19 protein-coding genes are annotated in these 22,239 nt (G+C 56.9%); 11 read left to right on the forward strand and 8 right to left on the reverse strand.

The annotated features are described in order from the left end of the window. Window positions 1-16: 16 nt before the first annotated feature. From FHX03_RS07220 to FHX03_RS07240, 5 genes are all read right to left on the reverse strand, one after another. Complete coding sequence (locus FHX03_RS07220) at window positions 17-1,519, reverse strand: lipopolysaccharide biosynthesis protein (protein WP_003590726.1); 1,503 nt, start codon at window positions 1,517-1,519, stop codon at window positions 17-19. 150 nt (window positions 1,520-1,669) lie between these two features. After that, entirely contained in the window at window positions 1,670-2,572 is a 903-nt protein-coding gene (pssM, locus tag FHX03_RS07225) for an exopolysaccharide glucosyl ketal-pyruvate-transferase (protein ID WP_097626408.1), read from the reverse strand. Then, window positions 2,569-3,075 (reverse strand): acyltransferase, encoded by a 507-nt coding sequence (locus tag FHX03_RS07230; protein WP_003590730.1) that lies wholly within the window; start codon window positions 3,073-3,075, stop codon window positions 2,569-2,571. The genes pssM and FHX03_RS07230 overlap by 4 nt, the downstream gene beginning before the upstream one ends. Further along, window positions 3,075-4,226 (reverse strand): glycosyltransferase, encoded by a 1,152-nt coding sequence (locus tag FHX03_RS07235; RefSeq protein WP_003590733.1) that lies wholly within the window; start codon window positions 4,224-4,226, stop codon window positions 3,075-3,077. The genes FHX03_RS07230 and FHX03_RS07235 overlap by 1 nt, the downstream gene beginning before the upstream one ends. A gap of 31 nt (window positions 4,227-4,257) precedes the next feature. After that, on the reverse strand, window positions 4,258-5,331 hold the full coding sequence (locus tag FHX03_RS07240) for an endo-1,4-beta-xylanase (RefSeq protein WP_097626410.1): 1,074 nt from the start codon (window positions 5,329-5,331) through the stop codon (window positions 4,258-4,260). A 243-nt stretch (window positions 5,332-5,574) separates the two neighbouring features. Between FHX03_RS07240 and FHX03_RS07245 the strand changes: the two genes are divergently transcribed. Next, on the forward strand, window positions 5,575-5,910 hold the full coding sequence (locus tag FHX03_RS07245; RefSeq protein WP_245426845.1) for a hypothetical protein: 336 nt from the start codon (window positions 5,575-5,577) through the stop codon (window positions 5,908-5,910). A 27-nt stretch (window positions 5,911-5,937) separates the two neighbouring features. On the opposite strand, the gene FHX03_RS07250 is transcribed toward FHX03_RS07245, so the two are convergent. Beyond that, window positions 5,938-6,825 (reverse strand): DUF6030 family protein, encoded by an 888-nt coding sequence (locus FHX03_RS07250; RefSeq protein ID WP_097626414.1) that lies wholly within the window; start codon window positions 6,823-6,825, stop codon window positions 5,938-5,940. A 471-nt stretch (window positions 6,826-7,296) separates the two neighbouring features. On the opposite strand from FHX03_RS07250, the gene FHX03_RS07255 reads away from it, so the two are divergent. The 5 genes from FHX03_RS07255 (at window position 7,297) to FHX03_RS07275 (ending at window position 10,934) form a co-directional block, all read left to right on the forward strand. Beyond that, window positions 7,297-7,929, forward strand: a complete 633-nt coding sequence (locus tag FHX03_RS07255) for a class I SAM-dependent methyltransferase (protein WP_097626416.1) — start codon at window positions 7,297-7,299, stop codon at window positions 7,927-7,929. A 170-nt stretch (window positions 7,930-8,099) separates the two neighbouring features. Beyond that, a complete protein-coding gene (locus tag FHX03_RS07260) occupies window positions 8,100-8,525 on the forward strand; it encodes a helix-turn-helix domain-containing protein (protein WP_003590742.1) in 426 nt (141 codons plus the stop codon). 163 nt (window positions 8,526-8,688) lie between these two features. Further along, on the forward strand, window positions 8,689-9,879 hold the full coding sequence (locus FHX03_RS07265; protein ID WP_179867134.1) for a YcaO-like family protein: 1,191 nt from the start codon (window positions 8,689-8,691) through the stop codon (window positions 9,877-9,879). Continuing rightward, window positions 9,876-10,583 (forward strand): TfuA-like protein, encoded by a 708-nt coding sequence (locus tag FHX03_RS07270; RefSeq protein ID WP_097626420.1) that lies wholly within the window; start codon window positions 9,876-9,878, stop codon window positions 10,581-10,583. The genes FHX03_RS07265 and FHX03_RS07270 overlap by 4 nt, the downstream gene beginning before the upstream one ends. Window positions 10,584-10,685: 102 nt before the next feature. Then, window positions 10,686-10,934, forward strand: coding sequence for a hypothetical protein (locus FHX03_RS07275; protein WP_003590747.1), 249 nt, complete (start codon window positions 10,686-10,688; stop codon window positions 10,932-10,934). 481 nt (window positions 10,935-11,415) lie between these two features. On the opposite strand, the gene FHX03_RS07280 is transcribed toward FHX03_RS07275, so the two are convergent. Then, entirely contained in the window at window positions 11,416-11,622 is a 207-nt protein-coding gene (locus FHX03_RS07280) for a hypothetical protein (protein ID WP_012558648.1), read from the reverse strand. 1,632 nt (window positions 11,623-13,254) lie between these two features. Between FHX03_RS07280 and FHX03_RS07285 the strand changes: the two genes are divergently transcribed. Next, on the forward strand, window positions 13,255-14,304 hold the full coding sequence (locus FHX03_RS07285) for a glycosyltransferase family 2 protein (protein ID WP_183853105.1): 1,050 nt from the start codon (window positions 13,255-13,257) through the stop codon (window positions 14,302-14,304). Here the strand turns inward: FHX03_RS07285 and FHX03_RS07290 are convergent. Next, window positions 14,293-17,331, reverse strand: a complete 3,039-nt coding sequence (locus FHX03_RS07290) for a trifunctional glycosyltransferase/class I SAM-dependent methyltransferase/polysaccharide deacetylase (protein ID WP_183853107.1) — start codon at window positions 17,329-17,331, stop codon at window positions 14,293-14,295. The two genes, FHX03_RS07285 and FHX03_RS07290, sit on opposite strands and share 12 nt — an antisense overlap. Before the next feature lie 115 nt (window positions 17,332-17,446). Between FHX03_RS07290 and FHX03_RS07295 the strand changes: the two genes are divergently transcribed. The 4 genes from FHX03_RS07295 to FHX03_RS07310 are packed head-to-tail and all read left to right on the forward strand — an operon-like array spanning window position 17,447 to window position 22,143. Further along, the gene (locus tag FHX03_RS07295; RefSeq protein ID WP_097626426.1) at window positions 17,447-18,295 is read left to right on the forward strand and encodes an ABC transporter permease; all 849 of its coding nucleotides are present in this window, start codon (window positions 17,447-17,449) and stop codon (window positions 18,293-18,295) included. Further along, window positions 18,292-19,593, forward strand: coding sequence for an ABC transporter ATP-binding protein (locus FHX03_RS07300; RefSeq protein ID WP_097626428.1), 1,302 nt, complete (start codon window positions 18,292-18,294; stop codon window positions 19,591-19,593). Before FHX03_RS07295 ends, FHX03_RS07300 begins: the two co-directional genes overlap by 4 nt. Beyond that, window positions 19,593-20,783, forward strand: a complete 1,191-nt coding sequence (locus tag FHX03_RS07305; protein WP_097626430.1) for a glycosyltransferase family 2 protein — start codon at window positions 19,593-19,595, stop codon at window positions 20,781-20,783. Before FHX03_RS07300 ends, FHX03_RS07305 begins: the two co-directional genes overlap by 1 nt. Then, window positions 20,776-22,143 carry a glycosyltransferase family 2 protein gene (locus tag FHX03_RS07310; RefSeq protein WP_097626432.1) on the forward strand — a complete coding sequence of 456 codons (1,368 nt, stop codon included), beginning with the start codon at window positions 20,776-20,778 and terminating at the stop codon, window positions 22,141-22,143. Before FHX03_RS07305 ends, FHX03_RS07310 begins: the two co-directional genes overlap by 8 nt. The last annotated feature ends 96 nt before the right edge of the window (window positions 22,144-22,239 follow it).

The following is a 22,239-nucleotide window of genomic DNA, read 5'->3' on the forward strand; positions in this document are numbered from 1 at the left end:
AATGTTCGTTTTAGCTTTAAGCCGACTTGGGAACGGCAATACGTTTGGCTTTTGACAGAAACTTGACGACGATACGCTGAACTTCGGTTTCCGGGCCATTTGGCTTCTTCATTGCGAGCCAAAGGACAAAGCTGGAACCGATATAGAGAATACCGCCAGTGACGACGAGGATGGCGAGGTGCAGGGCCAGCGCCGGCTTGTCGGTGGGGGTGTTCAGGATATGCGACAATCCCCAGACGCCTGCGGCCATCAGGGCGACGCTCGCAAGCGCGCGGAAATTAGCCGCCAGCTGCTGGAAGAACGGCAGATTGATCAGCCGCTTGACGAGAAGCATGTTGACCACGGTGGAAATCAGACCCGTGAACACACGCGCATACACGACGCCCGGAAGCCCGGCCATCATCAGGCCGGCGATGATGATGGGAATGCGAACCACCAGCATCTGCGTGTCGCGGATGAACAGCATCTTGGTATGGCCCTTCGCCATGCCCAGCGGCTGGACGAGCGAACCGAGCGTCTGCAGGGCGAAGACCGATGCGAGTGCCTGGACGATGAAGATGGCGGGAGCCCACTTCTCTCCCAAGGCCAACCGCATCATCGGATCAGCCACAACCGCCATGCCAATACCTGCCGGAAGCGCCACCGCAGCCAGAAGCGCCTGCGCGCGCTGATAGGCTGCGATAAGCCGGACCGGATCGTTGCGGACCTTGGAAAAGCCCGGATAAATCGTCTGGTTCAACGGCGCTGTCGCCTCGCGCGTCGGCAGCGTCGAAAGCGTGTTGCCGACGGTATAGTGACCAAGCTGCGTGGCGCCGAGCATCTTGCCGATCAGCAGATACTCGATCCGCCAGTTCAGCGTATTGACGATCTGTCCGGCCGTCAGCCACACCGAGAACGAAAACAGCTCCCGGGCATGGCGGAAGGTGATGCGCGGCCAGAACGGCAAAACGGTGTAGGAGACGATGATATTGGTCACCTGATAGGCAAGCGTGCCGATCACGAGCGCCCAATAGCTCTGGTAGATCGCAGCAATTGCCACCGTCACGATGAAGCCGACGAGCTTTTGCGAGACGTTGAGGACGAATTCCTGCCAGAAGATCAGATCGCGCTGGAGCATGACGCGGCGCGGATTGGCGAGACCGCTCAGCAGCAGGCTGAAACTCAGAGCAAGCATCACACTCGTCAAACGAGGTTCGTTGTAAAACTCGGCAATCGGATAGGACGCGGCGGCAAACAGCAGCGCCAATATGGCGCTTCTCGTCACGCTCAATGTCCAAACCGCGCTGAAGTGCGTTTCGCTCGGAGACTCGTGGCGGATGAGCGCCTGATTGAGCGAAAGCTCGGTGACCGAACTCAAGATGACCTGGATCGTCGTTGCAATGGCGACGAGACCAAAATCCGCCGGTACGAGATACCAGGCGAGGACAAAGGTGCTGAGTGCCGAAAGCCCGTTGACGATGGCGCGGGACAGGCTCAGCCACATGCTGCCTTGAATCAGTCGGTCGGTCACACTGCTCATGGGCGAACGGCTCCCGAGATCGAGGATATCGACCATTTGAGCGGACCACATGCACATTCAAGGTGCTTCTGGCCCTTGCGGGCGCAGAGGGTATTGAGGGAGTCGAAAAGCATCATGCCTTATTGCCTCGTCACGAAACCGGTTGCGATCTTAGAGGGCGCTTGCCGTTTTCTTGGAAAAATCTTGCTTCAGCCGGTTCAGTTCGACCAGCATTCTATCGTGTGCTCTTACGATCGACTCGTCTGTGCTGAGCTGGCCCGGCTTCTCCGCCACCCGCTGCAACGTCTTGACCGTCGATCCGAAGACGTAATTTCCGGTCAGTTGGCGAATGCGGCGGTGACGGAATGTAATGTTCTTCAACAGGGTGGTATTTTTCCGCACCAGCGACGCTCCGACCTCGACGAGGTTCGACGGGCCGATCGGGTCGAAATCGATCTCCAGATCGAGCGCACTCGCCCAGTCATACCACTTGGCTCTGTTCCCCGGCGCGATCGGGCGGATCGCCCGCCACGGAACGCGCAGCGCATCCGAAATAATGCAGCCATGCATCGCTTCCGACACAACCTTATGTGATGCGCTGATTTCGGTCAGAACCTTTTCCACCGACCAGCGCGGATCGATATAGTGAATACCGGCGAGATCGCAGACCTTGTCCCAGCTGCCGTACATGGCGCTTTCGTAGTGCGGCATGAAGGAGACCGGGTAGCGCTTCTCGATGCTTTTTGCATCCCAGCAACTGCGGGTCAGGATGCCCGAATCGCCGATGGCGTAGCTCGGATCGATGCCGAGGACTTCGGCGGTCTTCTTTCCACGCACGAAATAGAAGGTCCAGTTGCCGTCGACTTTCGGCGGGTTGGTGTAACCGCCATAACCTGAGCCGAAGACGATCTTCTGCATGTTCGGATCGAAATTGTCGTAGAGGATCGAACCGATGCCGAGAAAGAGCTGACCTTCGTCATCATCGAAGAAGTCGGGCAGCAGCCGCTCCCAGAGCCAATGGTTGAGCTCGTCGCCAAAATTCTCGTGTTTCCCGCGATAGGCAAACATCTTCATCGTGCTTCTCCAGTCGGCAAATGCGTGACGATCTGCGAGACCGCTTCGTCTTCGCGTGCCATGCGGCCGTAACGCGAAATGATCTTGATGTCGCTGCGGATGATCTTTGCCGGATTGCCCGCCACGAGCGAACGCGGCGGCACGCTCCTGGTCACCACCGAGCCGGAGCCGATAACGCATTCGTCGCCGATTTCAACACCGGGCAGAATGATGCTGCGGGCGCCGATGAAGCAGCGTTTGCCGATTCGCGTGTGAAGGTAGAGCCCGCGCGTGAGGTCATGCGTCAGGATCGCTGCCTCAAAGGCGACATAGGTTTCCGCGCCGATATGAAGGCCTTTCGGATTGGTCTTGTCGAACCGGACGCTTAGGGAAAAGCTCGCCGTCGGATCGATGTCCATACCCCAGAATTTCGTATAATAGAGCCACTTGGCCGTCACTATGCTGTTCCGCAGCGGACGAAATACGTTCAGTCCCCACTTCGGCTTCTTTCCTGTCTGCACCATCAAGTCCGACCCCGGCTGGAAAATTCATCTAGCACGGAACTGTAATAGTCCTCGAGCATCCCCGTCTGACGACGTAAGTCGAAGCGCTCGGCCACCAGAAGCGGTGCCCGCGCGCTGAAGGCTGTCCACAGGGACTGGTCGTTGAGCAGCCTTCCGACGGCTTCGGCCATTCCTGCGACATCCCGCTCCTCCACGAGATAACCAGTTTTCCCCTCTTCGATCGCTTCGCCCACGCCTCCCGAGCGAAATGCGACGACCGGAGTTCCGACGGCTTCCGCCTCTAGATTGGCGAGGCCGAACGCTTCAGCGTGACCATTGTCGAGGGTCACGCTGCCATGAAGATAGAGCTCCGCACTGGCGAGCAGATCCCTTATCTCCGTCTGCGACAGATTTTCATGGATCGTGACGCTTGGCAAGGAACGACGCGCCAGCGCCTCGATTTCCTCTTTCAGCGGTCCCTGACCCACCATGACGAATTCGACCGGGGTGCCGGTCGCCGCCACGCGCGACAGCGCGTCGATCATGAAGCGGTGGCCCTTATAGTCGACGAAACGGGCAATGGAAACCACCAGTCCTTTTTTTCGGGGACGCGGTTCCATTTTGAAGAGGTCGAGATCGATGCCAATGTGGTGGCGGAAGACCCGGTCGGCGCGAAAGCCGAGCGCCAGCAGCCGGTCGCGGATGAAATCGGAGACGGCGATATTCCAGCTGTTCCAGCCGGCCATCTCCCGGCGTCCCTTGGCGAAGAAGCGCACTTGGTTGAAGCCGCCCGGCTTTTTCGGATCGCCGCCGTAGGTGGCGTCGAAGCCGTGGAATGTCGTGACCAGCGGCTTGCCGGCGGCGCGCGCCAGGGGCCCGATGACATAACCGTTCTTGCCGAAATGGGCGTGGATAACATCGGCATTGCCGATCGCGGGAAAGAGAAAGGGGAGGCCGATCTGGGGGATTTTCAGAAGCAGTTCACCAGCCCTCGCAACGGGAGACCGACGGATGTCATGAACCGGAACAGTGGATTTTTTGGTATGGGCGGAAGAAATTCGGGACCCGGCAAGAATTTCAGCTTCGAAGGAACGAAATGCCACCGCCTGATTGAGAACAAATGCCTGGCTGGCAGGCAAAAATTTTTCCACGTAAATAACGGCTTTTCTCATGAATCTGTCGATGTCTCCGTTGTCTTGCGCATCACATCGCCTCTATTGCCCGTCGGATGCCATCAACTGCACTTCTCGGCGTGTTGTTTTCGTCGTAAAGATTAACGCGCTTGGTGCAAGCCGCGTCGGGACCGGCCGCCTTCTCGTCGGGCTCGGCGTATTTTTCCGACATGCCCCATACCGTCACGCCTTTCAAGTCGCCACGCTCGGCCGCCACGGTGATCACGTCACTGAAAATACCGCCGTATGACGCCGGCGTGAAGCCTTTGTCGCGGTTGAGGAAGTGGCAGGACGCATCGAGTTCGGTGATGAAAACGCCGACCCCCATGTCCTTCAGCGCGGCGCAGAAGCGCCCCATTCCTTCCGGATCGATTCGGTCGAGGCCGGGCCGGAAATGCGCCTGCAGCCCGACCGCGCCGATCGGCGTTTTCCGGGCGACGAGGTCCTCGACGATTTTCAGGATGCGGGCGCGCTTCAGTTCGAACACGTCGGATTTTTTCTCCAGATGCGTTTCGTTGAGCACAAGCGTCGCGCCGGGATTGGCCTGATGTGCCATGTCGAAGCTCATACGGATATAGTCGTCGCCAAGAAGGCGTCGGAAAACACAATTTCGCAGATCCGGCGCATCATATTCCAACGGCTCGTTCACCACATCCCAAGCGTCGATCGAGTTCTTATAGCGAGTGACAACCTGTTTTATATGACGGTTCATCGTCGCCTGAATCGTCTTTGCGTCGGTGATCTCAGACACCCACTCCGGGACGCGATACCAGATCAACGTATGGCCATAAACCCTCATGTTATTTTTGCGTGCAAATGCAACCATAAGGTCGGCATTCTTGAAGCTGAATACACCCGGTCTCTTTTCCGTCGCATTCCATTTCAGCTCGTTTCGGGGCGTTATCGAATTGACGTTGTCGGTGTAGATCCCGGAAGCGATTGGGTCGTTTATGTCCTGCAGGTCGATTGCCGATCCGAATCGGAACGCCTTGCTGTCGGCAACGGCGCGCAACCCTTTCGCCGGAGGCACCTGTGCGAGGACGTCGCCCGCATTGGCATACAACAGAGCAAGCGGAATCGAGGCGAGGAAACGTCTTCTATTCATTCTATCTCTCACTGTTGGCTTTTTTCATGTCCGCGGCGGAATTTAACGGGCCAGGCTCGCCGGCAACGATCTATCGCGGGTCTGTGTTTCAATTCAGTAGAGTAATGCAACCTCAAATATACTGTCGAACTAGGGGATATTGTCGGTATCTGCTAGACTTTCCAGCTTGCTCCAAGATATAAACCGTTCTGGAGGGCGCCCGCGATGGAATATTGGTTTAGCTATCCGATGAGCTGTTTTCATATGGCATTTCAAAATGCCGCTTTTTTTATGGCGACCGTCCGAAACGACCTATTCCTTCTCGACGGCCGGCAGTTCACAGCCCTTGTCCTGGGTGTCGTCGGCATCATTCTCATCCTGTTTGCAGCACTGATCAGAACATCCTCGCGGTTGCGTCGATCGGCGGCAGCTATTCGCTCACTGAGCGATGAGCTTGCCCAGGTCACGCAGGACCTCAATGTCGAGCGTCTCTGGCGCCTGGCGGGCGGAGACGGCACCGAACGGCCGAGCGCGGAAAGTTTGAAAGAGCTTTACAGGAGACTGGCCACGCATCACGACGATGCAAGTTATATGGCGTGACAAACCGACGCATAATCTCCGGAGATCCTAACGCGGATGGTCCGCATTTCTTGCGGGTGCCTCGGCATCGGCAGGGGTGGATAGCTGTGCCGGTGGCACGTTGGGCTCGACCGTCGGTTCGGGCGATGGAAGCCATGTTCTGTCGGAAAAATAGCTTCTTGTTCTTTTCTGGGGCCCGGAGGTCGCATCCAGCGACAGCGTGAAATTATAGCGCCCGGGATTGAGCACCTCACGGGCGAAGTTGATGCTGGCTCCGAAACCGTCTTCCTTGATGTCTTTCAGATTCTTGATTGCGTTCAACGTCTCGTGAAAATCCAGCCATTGCGGTTGCCGCAACATGGTTTCGAAGATTCGCAGGATGGCGGGATCGAGCTGGCCGTTTTGCTCCGTCTCGGGATTGATGATTTTCACCCGCATATTGCTGATCACGCCGGCGGCGTCGCCGCGAACGATGACGAAGATGGAACTCGGAAGCTGATCCTTTTCCCGCTTGACGCCATGTTCGAAAAAGCATTCGAACGTATCGGCGTTGAAGCTCGCCGCCGCCCAATCGCTGGTTTCGATACCGGCATCGCGCAGAGCTGCACACATTGCGGGCCCGGATATTCGCCACGTGCGTAGAAAGGTCGACACGGTCTGCGCCACCGGCGGGTCGATAAGATGCAACGGAAGCGTAAAGGCGGCGGGCGGCGTCGGGCGGGGAAAGGCTTTGGGGGAGGGCGGCCTAATGACAGGGGGAAAGAGATCGAAGCCAAAATAATGGCCCACCGTCTTCAAGTGTTTCATGTCGTTGGAAAGAAGCACCGTTCCCATGACCAGCGACAGGGAGATCGTCAGCAGCAACCAGAAGACCACGGGAATCGTCGGTTTTCCCAATGGCTGTTTCGCATTTGCGGACGACGAATTATCGGGCAAGCTTGTCTTCTCCGGTCCGAGAAGGATTTCGATCGGGCTGTCTAAATCCAGCAGTATACATTTATCCGTTAAATATCTTTGGCTTCGTGTCGGCAATTGGGCGCCTTTATGCCCTCGCCATCAGGATGGGCGCGGCAAATTCGGTGAAGACGCAGCACCATCCAATCGGGAACAGCTCGTGCGCTCTATGAAAGCAGTCGCCGCTGGTCTGGTGCTTTCGTAACTTCGAGATATTGCTTTTGATCGTTGTCTTGAATTCAATGAATCCATTGAATTATTTAAAGTATTTTCCGAGATTCTGTATTCTCTTGTGTATTTTGTTCGTCGAATTTTTAATATTTCGCGCATAGATTTTTTTTTTAATTATAAAACTCCGGATTATATCTTTTTATATCCTTGCTGTTTGGTGGATCTCATCAAATTTTGGACGTATTCTTCGATAGTGTCTGCCGCGCAATTGCGGAGGGGGACATGTCCGTCGAATTAGACGCAACTACCTATGTTCATGCCAAGCCGACAACCGCGCATTCCTACATCTTGCCCGCCGTGCTTGACGCGCTGGAGAGCCATTTCGACGGTTCTGCGAAAAACGACGTCTTTGATTTGGGATGTGGTACGGGCGGCGCGGCCGCTGCTCTTGCGGAGAGGGGTTATTATGTCGTTGGCGTTGATCCTTCCAGCGATGGTATTGCCAAGGCCAATATCAACTATCCCGAACTGCCGCTGAATGTCGGCTCGGCCTATGACGATCTTTCCCGGGAGTACGGCACGTTCAACGCCGTCATCAGCCTGGAGGTTGTCGAGCATGTCTACGATCCGAGGGCATTCGCCTCGACGGTGTACGATCTTGTCAAGCCGGGCGGCGTCGCCGTGATGTCGACGCCCTATCACGGTTATCTGAAGAACCTTGCACTCGCCACGATGGGGAAAATGGATGATCACTTCATGCCGCTGAAGGATCATGGGCATATCAAGTTCTGGTCGAAAGACACCTTGAGCATGCTGCTGCTGGATGCCGGCTTCGATAACGTCCGTTTTCGTTATGTCGGAAGAATTCCCGTCTTGGCTAAGTCGATGATCGCCGTGGCTCAAAAGCCTCTTTAGGGGCGGTTTCTAAGCGGCCGTCATTTCGAACAGCAGTGCGCGAGCGCAGGTTGTTTATACTGTGAGCAGCGCTGAAAAAAATCGTTACGAAATATTTACTTTTAGTTGCATTTTTGCTTAAACTCTCCATTATACGGCTGGCATGCTGATAAAGTGGGAGACTTATTCACATGAAGGCTAAATCCCCGAATTCGATCGACGTCTATGTTGGCAACCGCGTCAGGGTGCGGCGAAAGACGCTCGGGATGACCCAGCATGGTCTGGCCGAACTTCTGGGCATTACCTTCCAGCAGATCCAGAAATACGAAAAAGGAACGAACCGGATAGGCGCCAGCCGCCTTCAGCGCATATCCGAGATTCTTCGCGTGCCTATCGGCTTTTTCTTCGAGAACGGTGGCTCCGGACCGATCGAAGGCGAGACGAGCGAATTGAACAAGTTTTTGTCCTCGAAGGAGGGGCTGGCGCTCAACAAGGCGTTCATCGCTATCGAGGATCCGAATATCAGGCAAAAACTGGTGGCATTGGCCAAAAGTCTGGCCGTCGCCGGCTTGTCGGAGATCGACGGTGATTTGCAGGATCCGGTTGTAAACGGCTGAGGACGGATGGTGCATCGCCTGCAAACATTCGGCGATCTGCGGTTGATCGAGACGAATGGTGACTGCTCAGCCGTCCGGTCATGGGGCTGTTGATGACGGCCCATATCTATGCCGGGGCGCTATGAATTCAGCCCTACATCCGGCCCACTATTCCGACAGGATCATATCGCCGGGAGAGACTCTTTCCCGCGTCGAACCCTTTTTGGCTAGGTTCGGCATTACCAGGGTTGCGCGACATACCGGCTTGGATGACATCGGAATTCCCGTCTGGTGCGCCTATGCCCCGAATTCGCGGTCGATCGTGATTGCTCAAGGAAAGGGCCTGACCGATCTGGACGCCAAGGTATCCACTGTCATGGAGGCCCTCGAACGGGCTGTTGCCGGCGAACCCTTCGTCAAGCGCGTCCACGGTTCCTGTTCCCGCCTGCAGGCGATGGGCTACCAAGTCGACAGGTTGAGCTGCCTGACCGCCGTCCATAAACCCGATCTCGGGCCGGATGACGAAACCGAATGGGTTGCTGGTATCAATATCCTCAGCGGCGACGAAATCCACATTCCCTTCGAAGCGGTGTTGCTCGACCGGACGCGGGACGCGCGATACTGGATGTCGTCGGATGGCCTGGCTTCGGGAAACAGTGTCGAGGAGGCAATTTTTCATGGCGTCCTGGAGCGCATCGAGCGTGACGCTCAGGTGCTATGGCAGGTGGGTGGGGAAGCCAATCTCTATGCCGGCTGCGTCGATCCCCGCGGCTTTGAGGATGGTGCCCTTAACGGGCTGGTCGACAAGATCGAAGCATCGGGATTGGCGCTCCGGCTGTTCGATATCACCAGCGACATCGCGATCCCCTGTTTCACCGCGATGCTCGGTCCTAGGGAGCTAATTCCAGGCTCCAGGCATGGTCACGCTGACAGGGACATTCGGCTCGTCGAGGTGACCGGCGGCACCGGGGCGCACCCGTCTCCCGTGCGGGCGGCCATTCGGGCGGTGACGGAAGCCGTGCAATCCCGGCTGACCTATATCAGCGGCGCCAGGGACGATATTTCTCCTGCCACTTTCTTAAGATCCCTTCCGTCGCTGATGCGACGGGCCTTCGATGCGGTTGCCGCACCGCCTGCCGGCCTCCGCCATGACGGCGCGGCAGGCTATCGGGCACGGAATCTGCCGGAGCTGCTGCAACAAGTGCTTGACGCTCTGCGCAACCGAGGGATCGCTTCGGTCATCCTAGTCCGCCTCAGCGACGACACGCTTCCCTTCAGCGTCGTCAAGATTGTTATCCCCGAGCTCGAAAATCCGGAGGGGGAGCGCGCCCGGCGATTTGGAACAAGGGCTCTGGCCAAGGCGATCGGGTTTTGAAGATCATTTTCGCAGGTCCCAGTCTTCACGATGCGGCATCGCTCGCCGGCGAGGCGGTCCGCGTCCTGCCGCCCGCCATGCAAGGCGATGTCCTGGCTCAGGTGGAACAGGGCGCCAACGTCATCGGCCTGATCGACGGCGGCTTCGAATATGCCGCACCGGTCTGGCACAAGGAAATTCTCCATGCTCTCTCGCTTGGCGTGGCCGTTCTCGGGGCAGCAAGCATGGGCGCCTTGCGGGCTGCGGAATGTCATCCGTTCGGGATGATTGGGATCGGCCGCATTTTCGAAGACTATCGCACCGGTCGGCTGCTGGACGATGCCGCCGTCGCACTCATGCACGCGCCGAGCGCGCTCGGCAGCAAGCCGCTGACTATACCGCTCGTCAATGTCACCGCCACGCTCGATGCGATGGCAGATAGCGGACTGCTCGCAGCTGGCCTGCGCGAGTGGCTCGAAGATGCGGCAAACGCGATCTTTTTCAAGAAGAGGACGTGGCGGGCGATCGTCGAGCAATGCGCCGGTATAGCCGAGCCGGACCGTCCGCAGCTGCTGGCGACGCTTCTTTCGAATTCTGTCGATCAAAAACGCATCGATGCCCTGGAATTGCTGAAAGCCGTGCAGGACGCTCGTGACATCCGCTCGAACGCCGATCTGCCCTGGAAGCTGCATGCAACCGCGTTCAGTACGCGTTCTGCATTGTAAATCGAAAGCAGCAATTCTCACCAATGGTTGTGTCACGCTTTTTTCACGGGCTCAATCACCTCTGCGCGCGTATCATTACTTCAATTCGTTGGAGAAATGCTCATGGGCGTGACATCAATTGCCAAGGCAAATGCAGACCAAGGGGCGGAAGATGGTCTGAACGAACTCATCGCGCTGGCACGGATGATAGCCTACGCGCGACAGGTCGCTGACGATGTCAAGCTGCAATTCGCGACGAATTGCCTCGATCTGGCGCTCGAGGCGGTGAAGCAGGAGGTGGGGGAAGGCTTCACCAGGGAACTGGCCGAATTGAGCTCGCCGGTTCCGCAAGTGAGTGTGAGCTGTCACTAGCCAAACGACTGGAGCGGTTCTGCGCTTCCATAACAGTTGAACCGCTCTAATGCCTGTCGCCCGGAAGTGTCCAGCGTTCCGGGTGATATGCATTAGACAAAGGACATATCGCGCGTCGCTCGGCGCGATGCGTCACGCCTTCAAACTTGCGCATAACCGCGAAAATCAACATCGATTTTCGCGGTTATGTTTGTACGATTATGGAGGCGGCGCGCGGGGAACCATTCGATCCCTTCGCGGGAGATAAAGAGCTCAAGCTCACGCCTGGGCAAATCCATCTCAACTGCTGTTTGGAGAGGTTCGGGTTGTTGGGGCTACGGATGGTCGAAGCGTTGCTCAGGATCTGTCTGAAACGATCCGCTGTTCGGCTACAAGCGAAGAGTTACGGTATCCTCGACGTTGCTTCCGGGAAGGGAAGCGGCGCGACTTCGCGTTCACATGGCTTCTGCGCGATCGGCCGATCGACGGCCGATCCCTGATCTCAGTGGGTCAAATTGCGCTTCTGGGCCAGGAGTAAAATGTAATCGTCGGCAATGTCTGCGATGGCCATTGCGACTTCCGCCGGATCGCACCCTTCGACCTTCGTATTTGCAATGAACTGATAAACCGCCTTCTCGATCTGCTTCCGGCAAATCATCACGCGTTCATCGTAACCAAATTCCGGAATATGCGATGCTATATCACTCATCAGGTCGGCTCCCTCACTACTTACAGTGACCATGACACAAATTATAAGTTGAGCAAGCAAATGCTTTATGAAGGGTTAATTCCCTGTCGAGGTGCGACCATTTCGACACAGGTGTGGCGCACCATAAGACGCCTTCGGCGTGTTCAACGGGACGGGCTCGAAGAAGGCCGGTCGCTTCGTGTCGGAAGATCGCGAACGAGGCTGACGCCGCGGCTTGGCGTCGGTATCTCGGCCGGACATGCCGGAACCTATGCGCTGCGGTTGAGACGGACAGACCCACTGCTGCCGGCGGAATTGCGCTGTGTTTGCGGTCTAACCATCTGATCTGGCGACATGTTGCGCCATCATATATCTCCACTGCCGTCACGGGACCGTCATTGGTGGCACCGGCAACGCCCGTGACTGCCGAGCCATCAAGTATGATCCTCATCCGGTGTAGCCGCGAAGTTTGCGGGGCGGCTGAAACCCGAGGTGGGAAGCGGCTTCAGCTGACTTTTTGCCCCCTGATAAACACTGGAACCCGAGGACGGCAGTAATTAGAGACAGAATAACCTGCGGCCGCTAATCGGAGTGATCAAGAAAATTTTTATCAAAAGGTTAAATAATAAGTTTCAGATGGAGGTTGTATTTAAATATCAATTAAAAGATGGCTTAAATTTTATGCGTATATAATCGCGCTATGTATTGTATTGCGGTTCTTGCGGTTTATTAGTGGCTAACATGTGTCGATATCGACTGTGTGACATCGGTTGTTGGTAAAATTACATCGATGCATAGGTAGGCGTCGGGATCGCCTTTGAAATATAGCTGCCGATATCGCCCGCGCTGGCGGCGGGCCTCCAGTCTACAGTTAGAAGAATGTGAGTTCATCTCATCAGGCAGATCTCTGCCGGGCGATACCATTATTCAAAGCAATATTTTCTATGCCGATACAAAGGCAATAGCAATCGCATTTGCGGCAAGCGTCCGGGAAGCAAAGCAGAGAACCCGCCGGGGTGGGTGGCGGGTCCTCCGGTAGAAATGCTTGCACAGTGCGTAGGTATGATTGCAGCTAAATTCGATCTTGTCTAAGATTTTTATTGGGGTAATTATACAATTACTTTAATTGTGTTCTCCGAGCATAGTATCCTTCAAGGGTCGCCAAATGGAAAGCTCACCCCGACGAGCATTCTCAACCATCCATCATTTCTAAGAGCAGCCGGCGACTTTGCCTTTGTGCACGCGGTAAGCCAGCAGCACCGGATCCGCAACCGACCTCCTGTATCAACTTGATGATGTCGAGAGGTCTGTGGATCGCATTTCGGGCGGCCTCAGCCGGCGAGAACGCCGATCGCGCGACTGAGTATACCGTTTGATCCACCGCAGATGCGAGGCCTGAGCGATGCGGAACGGAGTACCGTTGCCCCGGCCGGCGTCTCGGCGAGGCGGGATGCATACAGATCAGCTTCCTCACAGGTAGATGGTAACCGTCTTTTTGGCGGCCGCGTCGCTTTTGTAGCGGCAATCTATCGACTACCAACAGGTGCTGGCTAGAAATATCGTTGTCGTATAACCATTAGTCCATTTATGGAAACTCAAACGTCCATCCTGGTGTAACCTCTTTGCGATCGCGTGGACTTCGGAGTTGAGAGCTTGAAGAAATCGGCAGGAAGTGAAGTAACTGTTGCTGTTGTAATCCCGGCCTACAACGCGGAAGGAACTCTGGCTGAAACAATCAGCAGCGTTCGCAATCAAACGCATCGCGCGCTCGATATCGTCGTGGTGGACGACGGTTCGAAGGACGATACCCTGGCTATTGCGCATGAAATCGCTAAAATCGATCCGCGCGTGCGAGTATTGAAGCAAAGAAATTCAGGGGTCGCTGCTGCTAGAAATGCGGGTTGGCGCTCTACCTCCGCCGACCTGGTGGCATTCCTAGATGCTGATGACCTCTGGTCACCCGATAAAATTGAGCGACAGTTGGCGGCATTGGAGTCAGGAGGCCCACAAGTCGGACTGGTCTACACTTGGTACGCTATGATAGATCACAACAATTACGTTATTTACCGGAGCAATGGAGTTTCCGTCGAGGGAGATGCGCTCGACGGCGTACTTGCTCAAAACTTCATTGGAAATGGAAGCTCGCCACTCGTACGGCGGACTGTCCTCGACGCGACAGGAGGATTTGACTCCTCGCTCCAACAGCGCAAGGCGCAGGGATGTGAAGATTATCTCTTCTACTGCCTGGCCGCTGAACTCTCGCATTTTGCAGTGGTTCCAGATTATCTTGTCGGTTATCGCCAAACCCCCGACAACATGTCAGCAAATTTGACGCGAATGCTTCGGTCCTGGATTTTGGTCGCGGATGAAATGCTAAAGAGGCACCCGGAAAAGGTTCTTGCGATCCGGGCAGGCTTAAGCCGCTGTGGCCGGTGGCTCGCCCAGAGGGCGGTTGAACAAGGCCAATACCGCGCGCTCATCGGACTTGTGGCTACCATGTCGCGATATGACAAGCCCATTGCTGCCGAGATGCTTGTGGTCGACGCGAGAGCAAAGGCAATGGCGAACCTCAAAAAAAAGGCTCGATCATGGCTGAAGCAGGAACCTAATTTCTCTCCAAATCCCAATCATCGCTTTGCTCTGGGAACAAAGTACGATGCGGGTTGGACGGTGGACTACCCCATTCTTGTCTCAGCCAACTAACAGATTTGCGAACTCTGACTGGGTGATCCCGCGAAAAACCTCCTGTCTTTTCAATGCGAGTTTATCGGCATCCGCCCGCACCGTGCCACCGACGCAGCTTAACCCAATCCGGTAACCGCATTGTTCGGCTATGTCCCGGATAGCGGGGTCGAAGTCGCCGTACGGATATGCGACCGCCAGCACTTCTCGACCCAGGCGTTTTTCAAGCATAGCTTTGGAGCCAGCAAGCTCTCGCAACAGGCTCTCCGGTGCCAGGGCAGAGAGGCGCACGTGCCGGACACCGTGGGCACCCAGCGTCACGTCGCTGTTTGCGACTGCCGCAAGTTCCTCCCACGTTAGCAGTGGAGCCGGCGATCCATAGGCCGAATCCCATATTGCAGAGCCGCCGACCCTCCCGGTTGGGACAAAGAGTGAGGATGGGAAGCCGTATCGATGTAGCAGTGGGAGGGCATGCGTCATGAAATCGCGCGTAGCGTCGTCGAAGGTCAGGACTAATGTCTTTTCTGGCGGTTTGGCACCTTCGTCGAAACAAGCAAGCAGCCGGTCCAAAGTCATCCCGCGCCATCCGGCATCGCGCAGGAATGCCAGTTGAGTTTCGAAAGCCTCCGGAGACTGGCGGTATCGTGCCAGCTGTTCAGCACCGTCGTCCGAAACCTGATGATACATCAGGATCGGGACATCGTTCCAGTCGGCGGCGGCTTCCACAACTTGTCCCGCTCTCCAGCGTACCTGGCTGGCGACCTGAAGAGGCAAAGGCTGCGCTGTGTTTACTTCCACGCGTGTCGGCTCAAGGAAACCCCCGTGTTCCACCTTCTCGAACCTTTGGATTCTATAGAGCGGACTTTTGGCTTCGACCGAGAGAGTTAAATCCGGATGCTGGTCAAACATCTCGCCTATGCCGACCGCACCGAATTCATGCGGCCACCCGAATCCTGTCTCATGCGGCATATCAATCAGAAGGTTGGCGTGGGCAGTAACGAACCAACCACCGGTGCGAAGACTGCCCGCAATCTTATCGACTATCTGCCGGAGTTTTTCTCTGTTCTCGAAATAGTACAGAACTTCACTGCAGACGATGAGATCGTAAGGCCCTTCCAGCTCGTCATTCAAAAGATCCAACTGCCGATAGGCTACCGCGGAATCATGGTCCTGAAGCGAGGCCGCTCGAGCGACTGCCGACGCCGAAATGTCGGTCGCCAGCAGGTTGTCGACGCGGGAGGCCAACATCCGTGTAAAGGTTCCTTCCGCGCAGGCCAGCTCGAGGCCGTTTGAAAAGCGTCGATCGTCCAACACCGAGAGTGTTTGAAGATATTTCACAGTCTCATAGTTGTTTTGGTAATCCCAAGGGTCGACCTGGGAAAACAGCTCCTCCCAGTACGCCTCCGTATCGTATCTCGGCACCTCATCGCCGACTGGGCCGGTTTTTTTCGACGGCGTCTCCCTGGAGATCTGCGTTGAGGCTGCAACCGCCCGCTGGATTTCCTCTTCAACGATTCGATCGAATTCGGCGCGCCCGGCATGCGCCATGCCTGATATCGCGTCGACAGGTGTTGGCGTCGGCTCCTTCCTGTTCCACCAACCCGTTACGGCCTTAGCTCCGGTCCAATATGATATTTTCGCCATGAGCTTCAGCGTCTTTTGAGCTGCTCCGCTGTTGCTTCGCGCTGCCATGCTGGCGGAGGGGGCGCGCCGGTCCTCCTCATCAGCAAGATTGACGAAGCCATCTTCTGACAACGGGTGCGTCAGATCGTCGACCTCCGGGCCGAACACCGTCCGAAGTCGGCTTCGTATAGCATTCGCATCGATTGCTCCGAAGACAACAAACTCCAGTTGCCCGAGCAGCGTCGAACCTCGCCAGATGCAACAGCGCAACCGCTCAATGCCGGGCAAGATAAGGTCGACGATAGGTCGATCCAAATCAATTGGCTGTATTCTTGTTGTTCCGATCGTGGCGGGCAGGTTGGCTGGCAGCTGGTCAGCGATCTTTCGCTCCAGTGCACGGATTAACAGGGAGCCAAAAGCTTCTTGGGGAGCATGCCGATTGAGCCAAGCCTCTAGGTCCGGAAGCTTGCCCTGGATCTTCGACCAAAGTCCGGGCCAAATCGGCTCGTCGGGGAAGGCGCCGACCACAATCCCGTCTATCATTATTGCGCAGAGCGTGTAAACGTCGGCGTCAGGCGGGATAGGCTCTGCCACCCGCTCAAGCAGTTCGCCAGGATTGTCGCCCTGACCTATTGAGGCGCCGACAAGCCAGATCGCAAGATACCAGCACGCCATTCCCAGCCCAGCTTTTGTGATTCCCTGGGCGAGCGCCGGCACCGGATAGGCTATGCGCGGATCGGAATGGTGGCCGCGCCGGATCACTTTAAGACCAAAATCGAGATGCTTAAGCCTGTTTGACGACAGCGAACCGGCCTCTACGCCAACGTCAGCCATCAGGCCTTCGACCGGCGCAAATTCGGCGCCAGCTCGAGCGAGGCGCTGCCACAGGTCCCAGTCCTCGCACATCGTCATCTCTGGATCGAAGCCGCCGATTTCTGCAAGCCGGGACCGGCGAAGCAAGGCGGCGTGGATCGCGAAAGGGCAATAGCGCGCTGCTTCGGCAAACGGATTGTCCATTTTTACTGCGGGGTGAGACTGCCACCAGGGAGCGCCATTTTTCAGACGGCGCCAACCGCAATGCAGAATGTCGGCCTGCGGCAAAGTTCGTGTGTGGTTCAGCATGGTTTCGAGATGGAAGGGTGCCAGCGCGTCGTCGGAGTCGAGAAAGACGACCCAGTCGCCTTTCGCTTGTGCCAGTCCCGCATTGCGAGCAGCTGAAACGCCGCTCTGCTCCTGCCGCAGCACATGGAAGCGCGTATCCCCAGCCGCGAAACGGTCCGCGATCTCAGCGGTCTGATCGGTTGAGCCATCGTCAATGATGAAGCATTCCCAGTTGGCATGACTTTGCGCTATCAGGCTTTCCAAAGTCGAAGAAATCGTTGTTTCCGCTTCATGCGCCGGTGTAATGATGGAAACCATCGGCATAATTGTTGCTTCCTACGATAACGATCACGCTAGTGTACCCTGTCAGTTCGCGAGTATGATGATCTTTACTACTTTGAGGCAAGGTGTATTTAACCGGTGGCAAGAGTGAGCCTAAATGCCTGAACATCTCAAGGATGATGCGCTTGATCGCGCGAAGCGACGGGACCAATACTGGCGTCGTGATCAGTGGAAGCCCTTGATCCACATCTGTCTGCAATGGAACGATTTGCTGTTGGAACTTCTGACACGCGATCTGAAGATGAGATATCAACGGTCCGCAATTGGCCTCGGCTGGTCCTTGATGCGGCCATTGAGCCAGTTGCTGGTTTTTTCGCTGCTCTTTCGCAAGGTCCTGCCGCTAGATATTCCCCATTACACCACTTTCGTCTTTTCCGGCGTGTTGGCCTGGGGTTGGCTCAGCACTGCGGTGCCCGCAGCGACGACCTCCATAACCGGCAGCAGCGAACTGGTGCGCCGGCCGGGCTTTCCGATCGGGATACTTCCTGTTGTCGCAGTCATCACACAGGCAGTGCACCTTCTACTCGCTCTGCCACTCCTCTTCATCATCTCGTTTATGGAGACCGGGGCCCCGACTTTGAGCGTCGTCGCACTTCCACTCGTCTTCCTTGCGCAAGCGCTGTTTATGATGGGCCTGTCCTATCTTGTTGCGGTTGCGCATGTCCACTTCCGGGATACTCAACATTTGGTAGGCGTAATTTTGATGCTGGGTTTTTACCTGACACCCGTGTTCTACAGCCCACTTAAGGCCAGTGAACCGATGGCGTTAATTCACACCTGGAACCCGATGGCCTGGATTCTCGAGGGTTACCGCGCCATTTTCGTCGAACACGCTTGGCCTCCCGTTGATATCTATTGGAAGACTGCGCTGGTTTCTTTGCCGATGCTCATTGCCGGCATTTGTCTGGTCGAGCGTGGCAGCGCACGCCTTGTGGATGAACTATGAGACAAGGCGCCATCACCGTCCATGACGTCGGCAAGCGCTACCGTCCGCAAGGGGGTGCACGTTCCACCACCTTGAAGGGTTACCTTTTGTCCGGACGGTCCGTGGTACAGTCGAAAAGTTTTTGGGGCCTGCGCCACATCAGCTTTGCGGTCGCGCCTGGGCAAGCTGTCGGCGTGGTCGGACTAAACGGTGCCGGGAAGTCGACTTTGCTGCGTCTGATCGGCGGCGTTGGTCGTCCCGACGAAGGGCAGATCAAGGTGAGGGGTCGAATTGGTGCCTTGCTCGACATCGGGGCGGGCCTGACCGACGATTTGACGGGGCGCGAGAACATCTTCCTGCTGGGTGTTATCGCGGGAATGCGGCGGACCGAGGTTGCTGAGCGGTTTGACGAGATCGTAGCCTTCGCCGAACTGGAGGCGGCCGTTGAGAACCCGGTTCGCAGTTATAGCACCGGGATGCGCATGCGCCTGGCATTCGCCGTGGCAGTCCATGTGCGCCCGGATATCTTGCTTATCGATGAGGCCCTCGCCGTCGGCGACCAAGCCTTCCAGCAGAAGTGCATTGCAAGAGTGAAGGAGATACTGAACGGCGGCGCCACTATCTTCTTCGTGTCTCACGACGTCTCGCAGGTAAGGGAAATCTGTGATCACGTGCTGTTCCTGAGAGGCGGACGCGTCGTGGGCTACGGACCAATCGACGAAATGCTCCCGCTTTATACCTCGGCTGTCGAGGCGAAGGTCGCGAGTGTCCAGCACGAACCGTTCGCCGTGACGAAACTGCCCGTCGAACTTGTGCCGCAGGTCAGCCGGTTCGGCAATGGCGAACTCCAGATCACAGCCGTCGTGTTGCTGAACGAGCAAAGCACGCCGACAAGTACCATCGTTGTGGGCGACCGGCTGTCGATTTCACTGACCTATGTTGGCGCTACCAGAGATCGCAACGCGGTTATCGTCATCGGCATCTACGCGGCGGACGATACGTGCTGCTTCGAGACCGACAGCAAGTTGGCCGAATTCGCCCCTGTCGTAGACACGGACACGGTGCGCATCGAAACAACGCTCAATCGTGTCGACCTGGCGCCGGGCGACTATCGCGTTACGGTGGGCCTTTTTTCGGCGGACTGGCAGCAAGTTTACGATTATCACGCCGAAGTCTATCCTCTCGCCGTGACCGGCCCCGGCCCAAGAAAGGGTATGCTGAATCCTCCGACACAGTGGCAGCAGGTGCAGTCGCGCCCCACCGCGACCTCGCCGGACCACGGCTTATTGGGTCAGCACAGCTTGGATCGGAACTCCTGATGCGCCTTGCGGTTCGAGACATCGACATTCTTGACCTTCCGCCAGATTTTGAACCGACCGATGACTATCAGGGTGCACTTGTGCTGATCCGGGTGGCCGGTCGTCCGTGCGGCCAGGCTGTGATCGCTTTCGACAGCGATGGCGGCAAGATGCCAATTAAGGACCGGATTCTGTCTGCGGCCAGTTCGTCGGTCTTCGAAGCTTGGCTGAGGCATCGGCTGGCCCTCCCTGATCCGTCGCCGACTCCAAGTCAGCTGCCGAAAGCGTCCGTGGTGATCTGCACGCGCGATCGTACCGAGGATCTGGAGCGGTGCCTCACCGGGCTTTTGGCTATGCCCGATAAGGCCGATATTCTGGTCGTCGACAATGCCCCATCGAACGAGGCCACGCGAGATTTAGTCGGGCGCTTCGACACTGTGAGATATCTGCGCGAACCGCGTCCTGGTCTTGACGTCGCGCGCAATACTGCCCTACGCAACACAGAAGCAGACGTCGTCGCCTTCATCGACGACGACGCGGTTCCGGACCCGCTATGGCTTAGAACCTTGCTTCGCAATTTCGAGGACCCCCTCGTGCTGGCCGTAACCGGTCTTACCATGGCGGCAGAGCTGGAAACGGACTCGCAGATCGCCTTTCAGCATTTTGGCGGTTTTTGCCGTGGTTTCAGGCGTCAGGTTTATGATGCCTATAACCTGGACCCATTCACCGGATGGCATGCGGGTGCCGGTGTCAACATGGCATTGCGCCGAACGATCGTTGACGCGGTGGGGTGGTTCGACGAGGCTCTCGACGCTGGAACGCTCAGTCTGGCTGGTGGCGACACAGATATGTTCCGGCGTGTGCTCGAAGCCGGATATCGGATCATCTACGATCCCGAGGCTCTGAACTGGCACCGCCATCGTCGCTCAAGCAAGGAACTGCAGCAGCAGATGTATGGCTACGAGGTTGCATCGTTCGCCATCTTGACGAAGGCCCTCCTGTTCGAGGGAAACCCGCGTGCGATCCCTCGTATGTTTCGTTCGTACAGCAGGCTTCTTCGGCGATTGTTTCAACCTCGACGGACACACCAATTCAGCCTGCCTTACAACGACGCCTTAACGCAGGTCAGAGGTGCTGTGAGCGGCCCGGTTCGATATCTGAGGGCGCGGGCGAGGGCGCGAGCAGGGGAGGCAGGGCATAAGCGTGGTTGACATCAGCGTTATCATACCAACGCATAATCGTGCTGCTATGCTGAGATCGATTTTAAGCAGGCTCGACGCTCAGCGAGATGGGACCCCAGCGTTCGAAGTCCTGGTTGTGGCGGACGGGTGTGAGGACGACACGTCGACAATGCTCTCGTCGCTTCGCACCCGCGTTCCGCTTCGGACCCTGTCGTTGCCGGGCGTCGGTCCGGCACTCGCCCGCAATGCGGGGGCGCAGGTCGCGAGCGGCCGTTTATTGATCTTCCTTGATGACGACATCGAGCCCGGGGAAAACTTCGTTCGGGCGCATGCCGTTGAACATCAGCGCCACCCTGGGGGCGTCGTGATGGGGCCGTACCCGCCACTTCCGCACATTGCAAAGGATCGCTTCCGCCTCAGCGCGCGCGCGTGGTGGACGAGGCACTTCGAACGCGTGTCCCGCCCTGGACATCAGTTCGCCTTTACCGATGTGCTGACAGGAAACCTTTCGCTGAATGCAGAACTATTTCACGCAATGGGCGGGCTCGATCCTCAATTCGCCCGTGCACGAGAGGACTTCGAATTTGGTCTGCGCCTGATCAAAAAAGGAGTTCCAATTCGTTTTGCTCCCGAGGCATTGGGTTATCATCTCGAACATCAAACGACGACACTCACCGGAAAGATGGTGCGCAGGTATCAAGAGGGACGCTCCGATGCCTTGATGGCTCGTAAGCACCCCGACATACAGCGGCTGCTCGCGATCCATCGGTTTACCGGAAGAAAAGGGTGGAAGAGGCGTCTGCAAAGGACCATCGCTACCCGCGCCGGTTCTGTCCTCGACCCCCTCGTCAAGGCTGGCCCCCGCGTCCTCCAAATGTTGGAAAAGGCGGGCCTCCGCAGGCTCTATGAAAAGGTAGAGCGACAGTGCAATGGATATCATTACCTTCGCGGCGCCGCTGAAGTGTTGGGTGAGGATTGGCGGCTTCCGCCGGATCCGACAGGTTTCACTGATGAAATCGACGTGCTCGAGATCAATCTGGACCAAGGCATTGAGGCAGCCGAAGCTGTGCTGGCGGAACGCCGACCCCTCGCTGCTCGCATCGTGATTGGGACGGTACACGTTTGTGACATGGGTCATCGGATCGGCGCCGAACCGTGGGACGCACGGCATTTCCGTCCGTGGCTGAACCGCCAGGCAATACATAAATATCTTCCTGTGGCGCTTGCCGAATGGCGGGGTCAGCCGTTCAACGTTACCCCGCATTTGTCCGACTTTACGTTGAATACTCTCAATAACCCGAGTTTCCACGTGCATATGATCGAACAGCACCTCCAGTGGATGCAGGCGAAACTGCGTTCAGCACTCTATGACAATACGAGTAAATCGTAGCGACCGACGCTGCTACAGCCGACCGCCAGGTTCAGACGCCCTACCGGGCCTGCCGATGCGCCCGCCGCGGGGCAGGGATACGTCACGTCCGGTCCC

Source organism: Rhizobium sp. BK456 (assembly GCF_014194045.1).
GTDB classification, from domain to species: Bacteria; Pseudomonadota; Alphaproteobacteria; order Rhizobiales; family Rhizobiaceae; genus Rhizobium; species Rhizobium redzepovicii.

Bases quoted from the DNA above. Each gene is read 5' to 3' on its own strand.
- FHX03_RS07290 (WP_183853107.1), bottom strand. From the start codon at position 17,331: ATGCCGATGGTTTCCATCATTACACCGGCGCATGAAGCGGAAACAACG.
- FHX03_RS07240 (WP_097626410.1), bottom strand. From the start codon at position 5,331: ATGAATAGAAGACGTTTCCTCGCCTCGATTCCGCTTGCTCTGTTGTAT.
- FHX03_RS07230 (WP_003590730.1), bottom strand. From the start codon at position 3,075: ATGGTGCAGACAGGAAAGAAGCCGAAGTGGGGACTGAACGTATTTCGT.
- FHX03_RS07260 (WP_003590742.1), top strand. From the start codon at position 8,100: ATGAAGGCTAAATCCCCGAATTCGATCGACGTCTATGTTGGCAACCGC.
- FHX03_RS07245 (WP_245426845.1), top strand. From the start codon at position 5,575: ATGGCATTTCAAAATGCCGCTTTTTTTATGGCGACCGTCCGAAACGAC.
- FHX03_RS07300 (WP_097626428.1), top strand. From the start codon at position 18,292: ATGAGACAAGGCGCCATCACCGTCCATGACGTCGGCAAGCGCTACCGT.
- pssM (WP_097626408.1), bottom strand. From the start codon at position 2,572: ATGAAGATGTTTGCCTATCGCGGGAAACACGAGAATTTTGGCGACGAG.
- FHX03_RS07235 (WP_003590733.1), bottom strand. From the start codon at position 4,226: ATGAGAAAAGCCGTTATTTACGTGGAAAAATTTTTGCCTGCCAGCCAG.
- FHX03_RS07280 (WP_012558648.1), bottom strand. From the start codon at position 11,622: ATGAGTGATATAGCATCGCATATTCCGGAATTTGGTTACGATGAACGC.
- FHX03_RS07275 (WP_003590747.1), top strand. From the start codon at position 10,686: ATGGGCGTGACATCAATTGCCAAGGCAAATGCAGACCAAGGGGCGGAA.
- FHX03_RS07255 (WP_097626416.1), top strand. From the start codon at position 7,297: ATGTCCGTCGAATTAGACGCAACTACCTATGTTCATGCCAAGCCGACA.
- FHX03_RS07295 (WP_097626426.1), top strand. From the start codon at position 17,447: ATGCCTGAACATCTCAAGGATGATGCGCTTGATCGCGCGAAGCGACGG.
- FHX03_RS07220 (WP_003590726.1), bottom strand. From the start codon at position 1,519: ATGAGCAGTGTGACCGACCGACTGATTCAAGGCAGCATGTGGCTGAGC.
- FHX03_RS07305 (WP_097626430.1), top strand. From the start codon at position 19,593: ATGCGCCTTGCGGTTCGAGACATCGACATTCTTGACCTTCCGCCAGAT.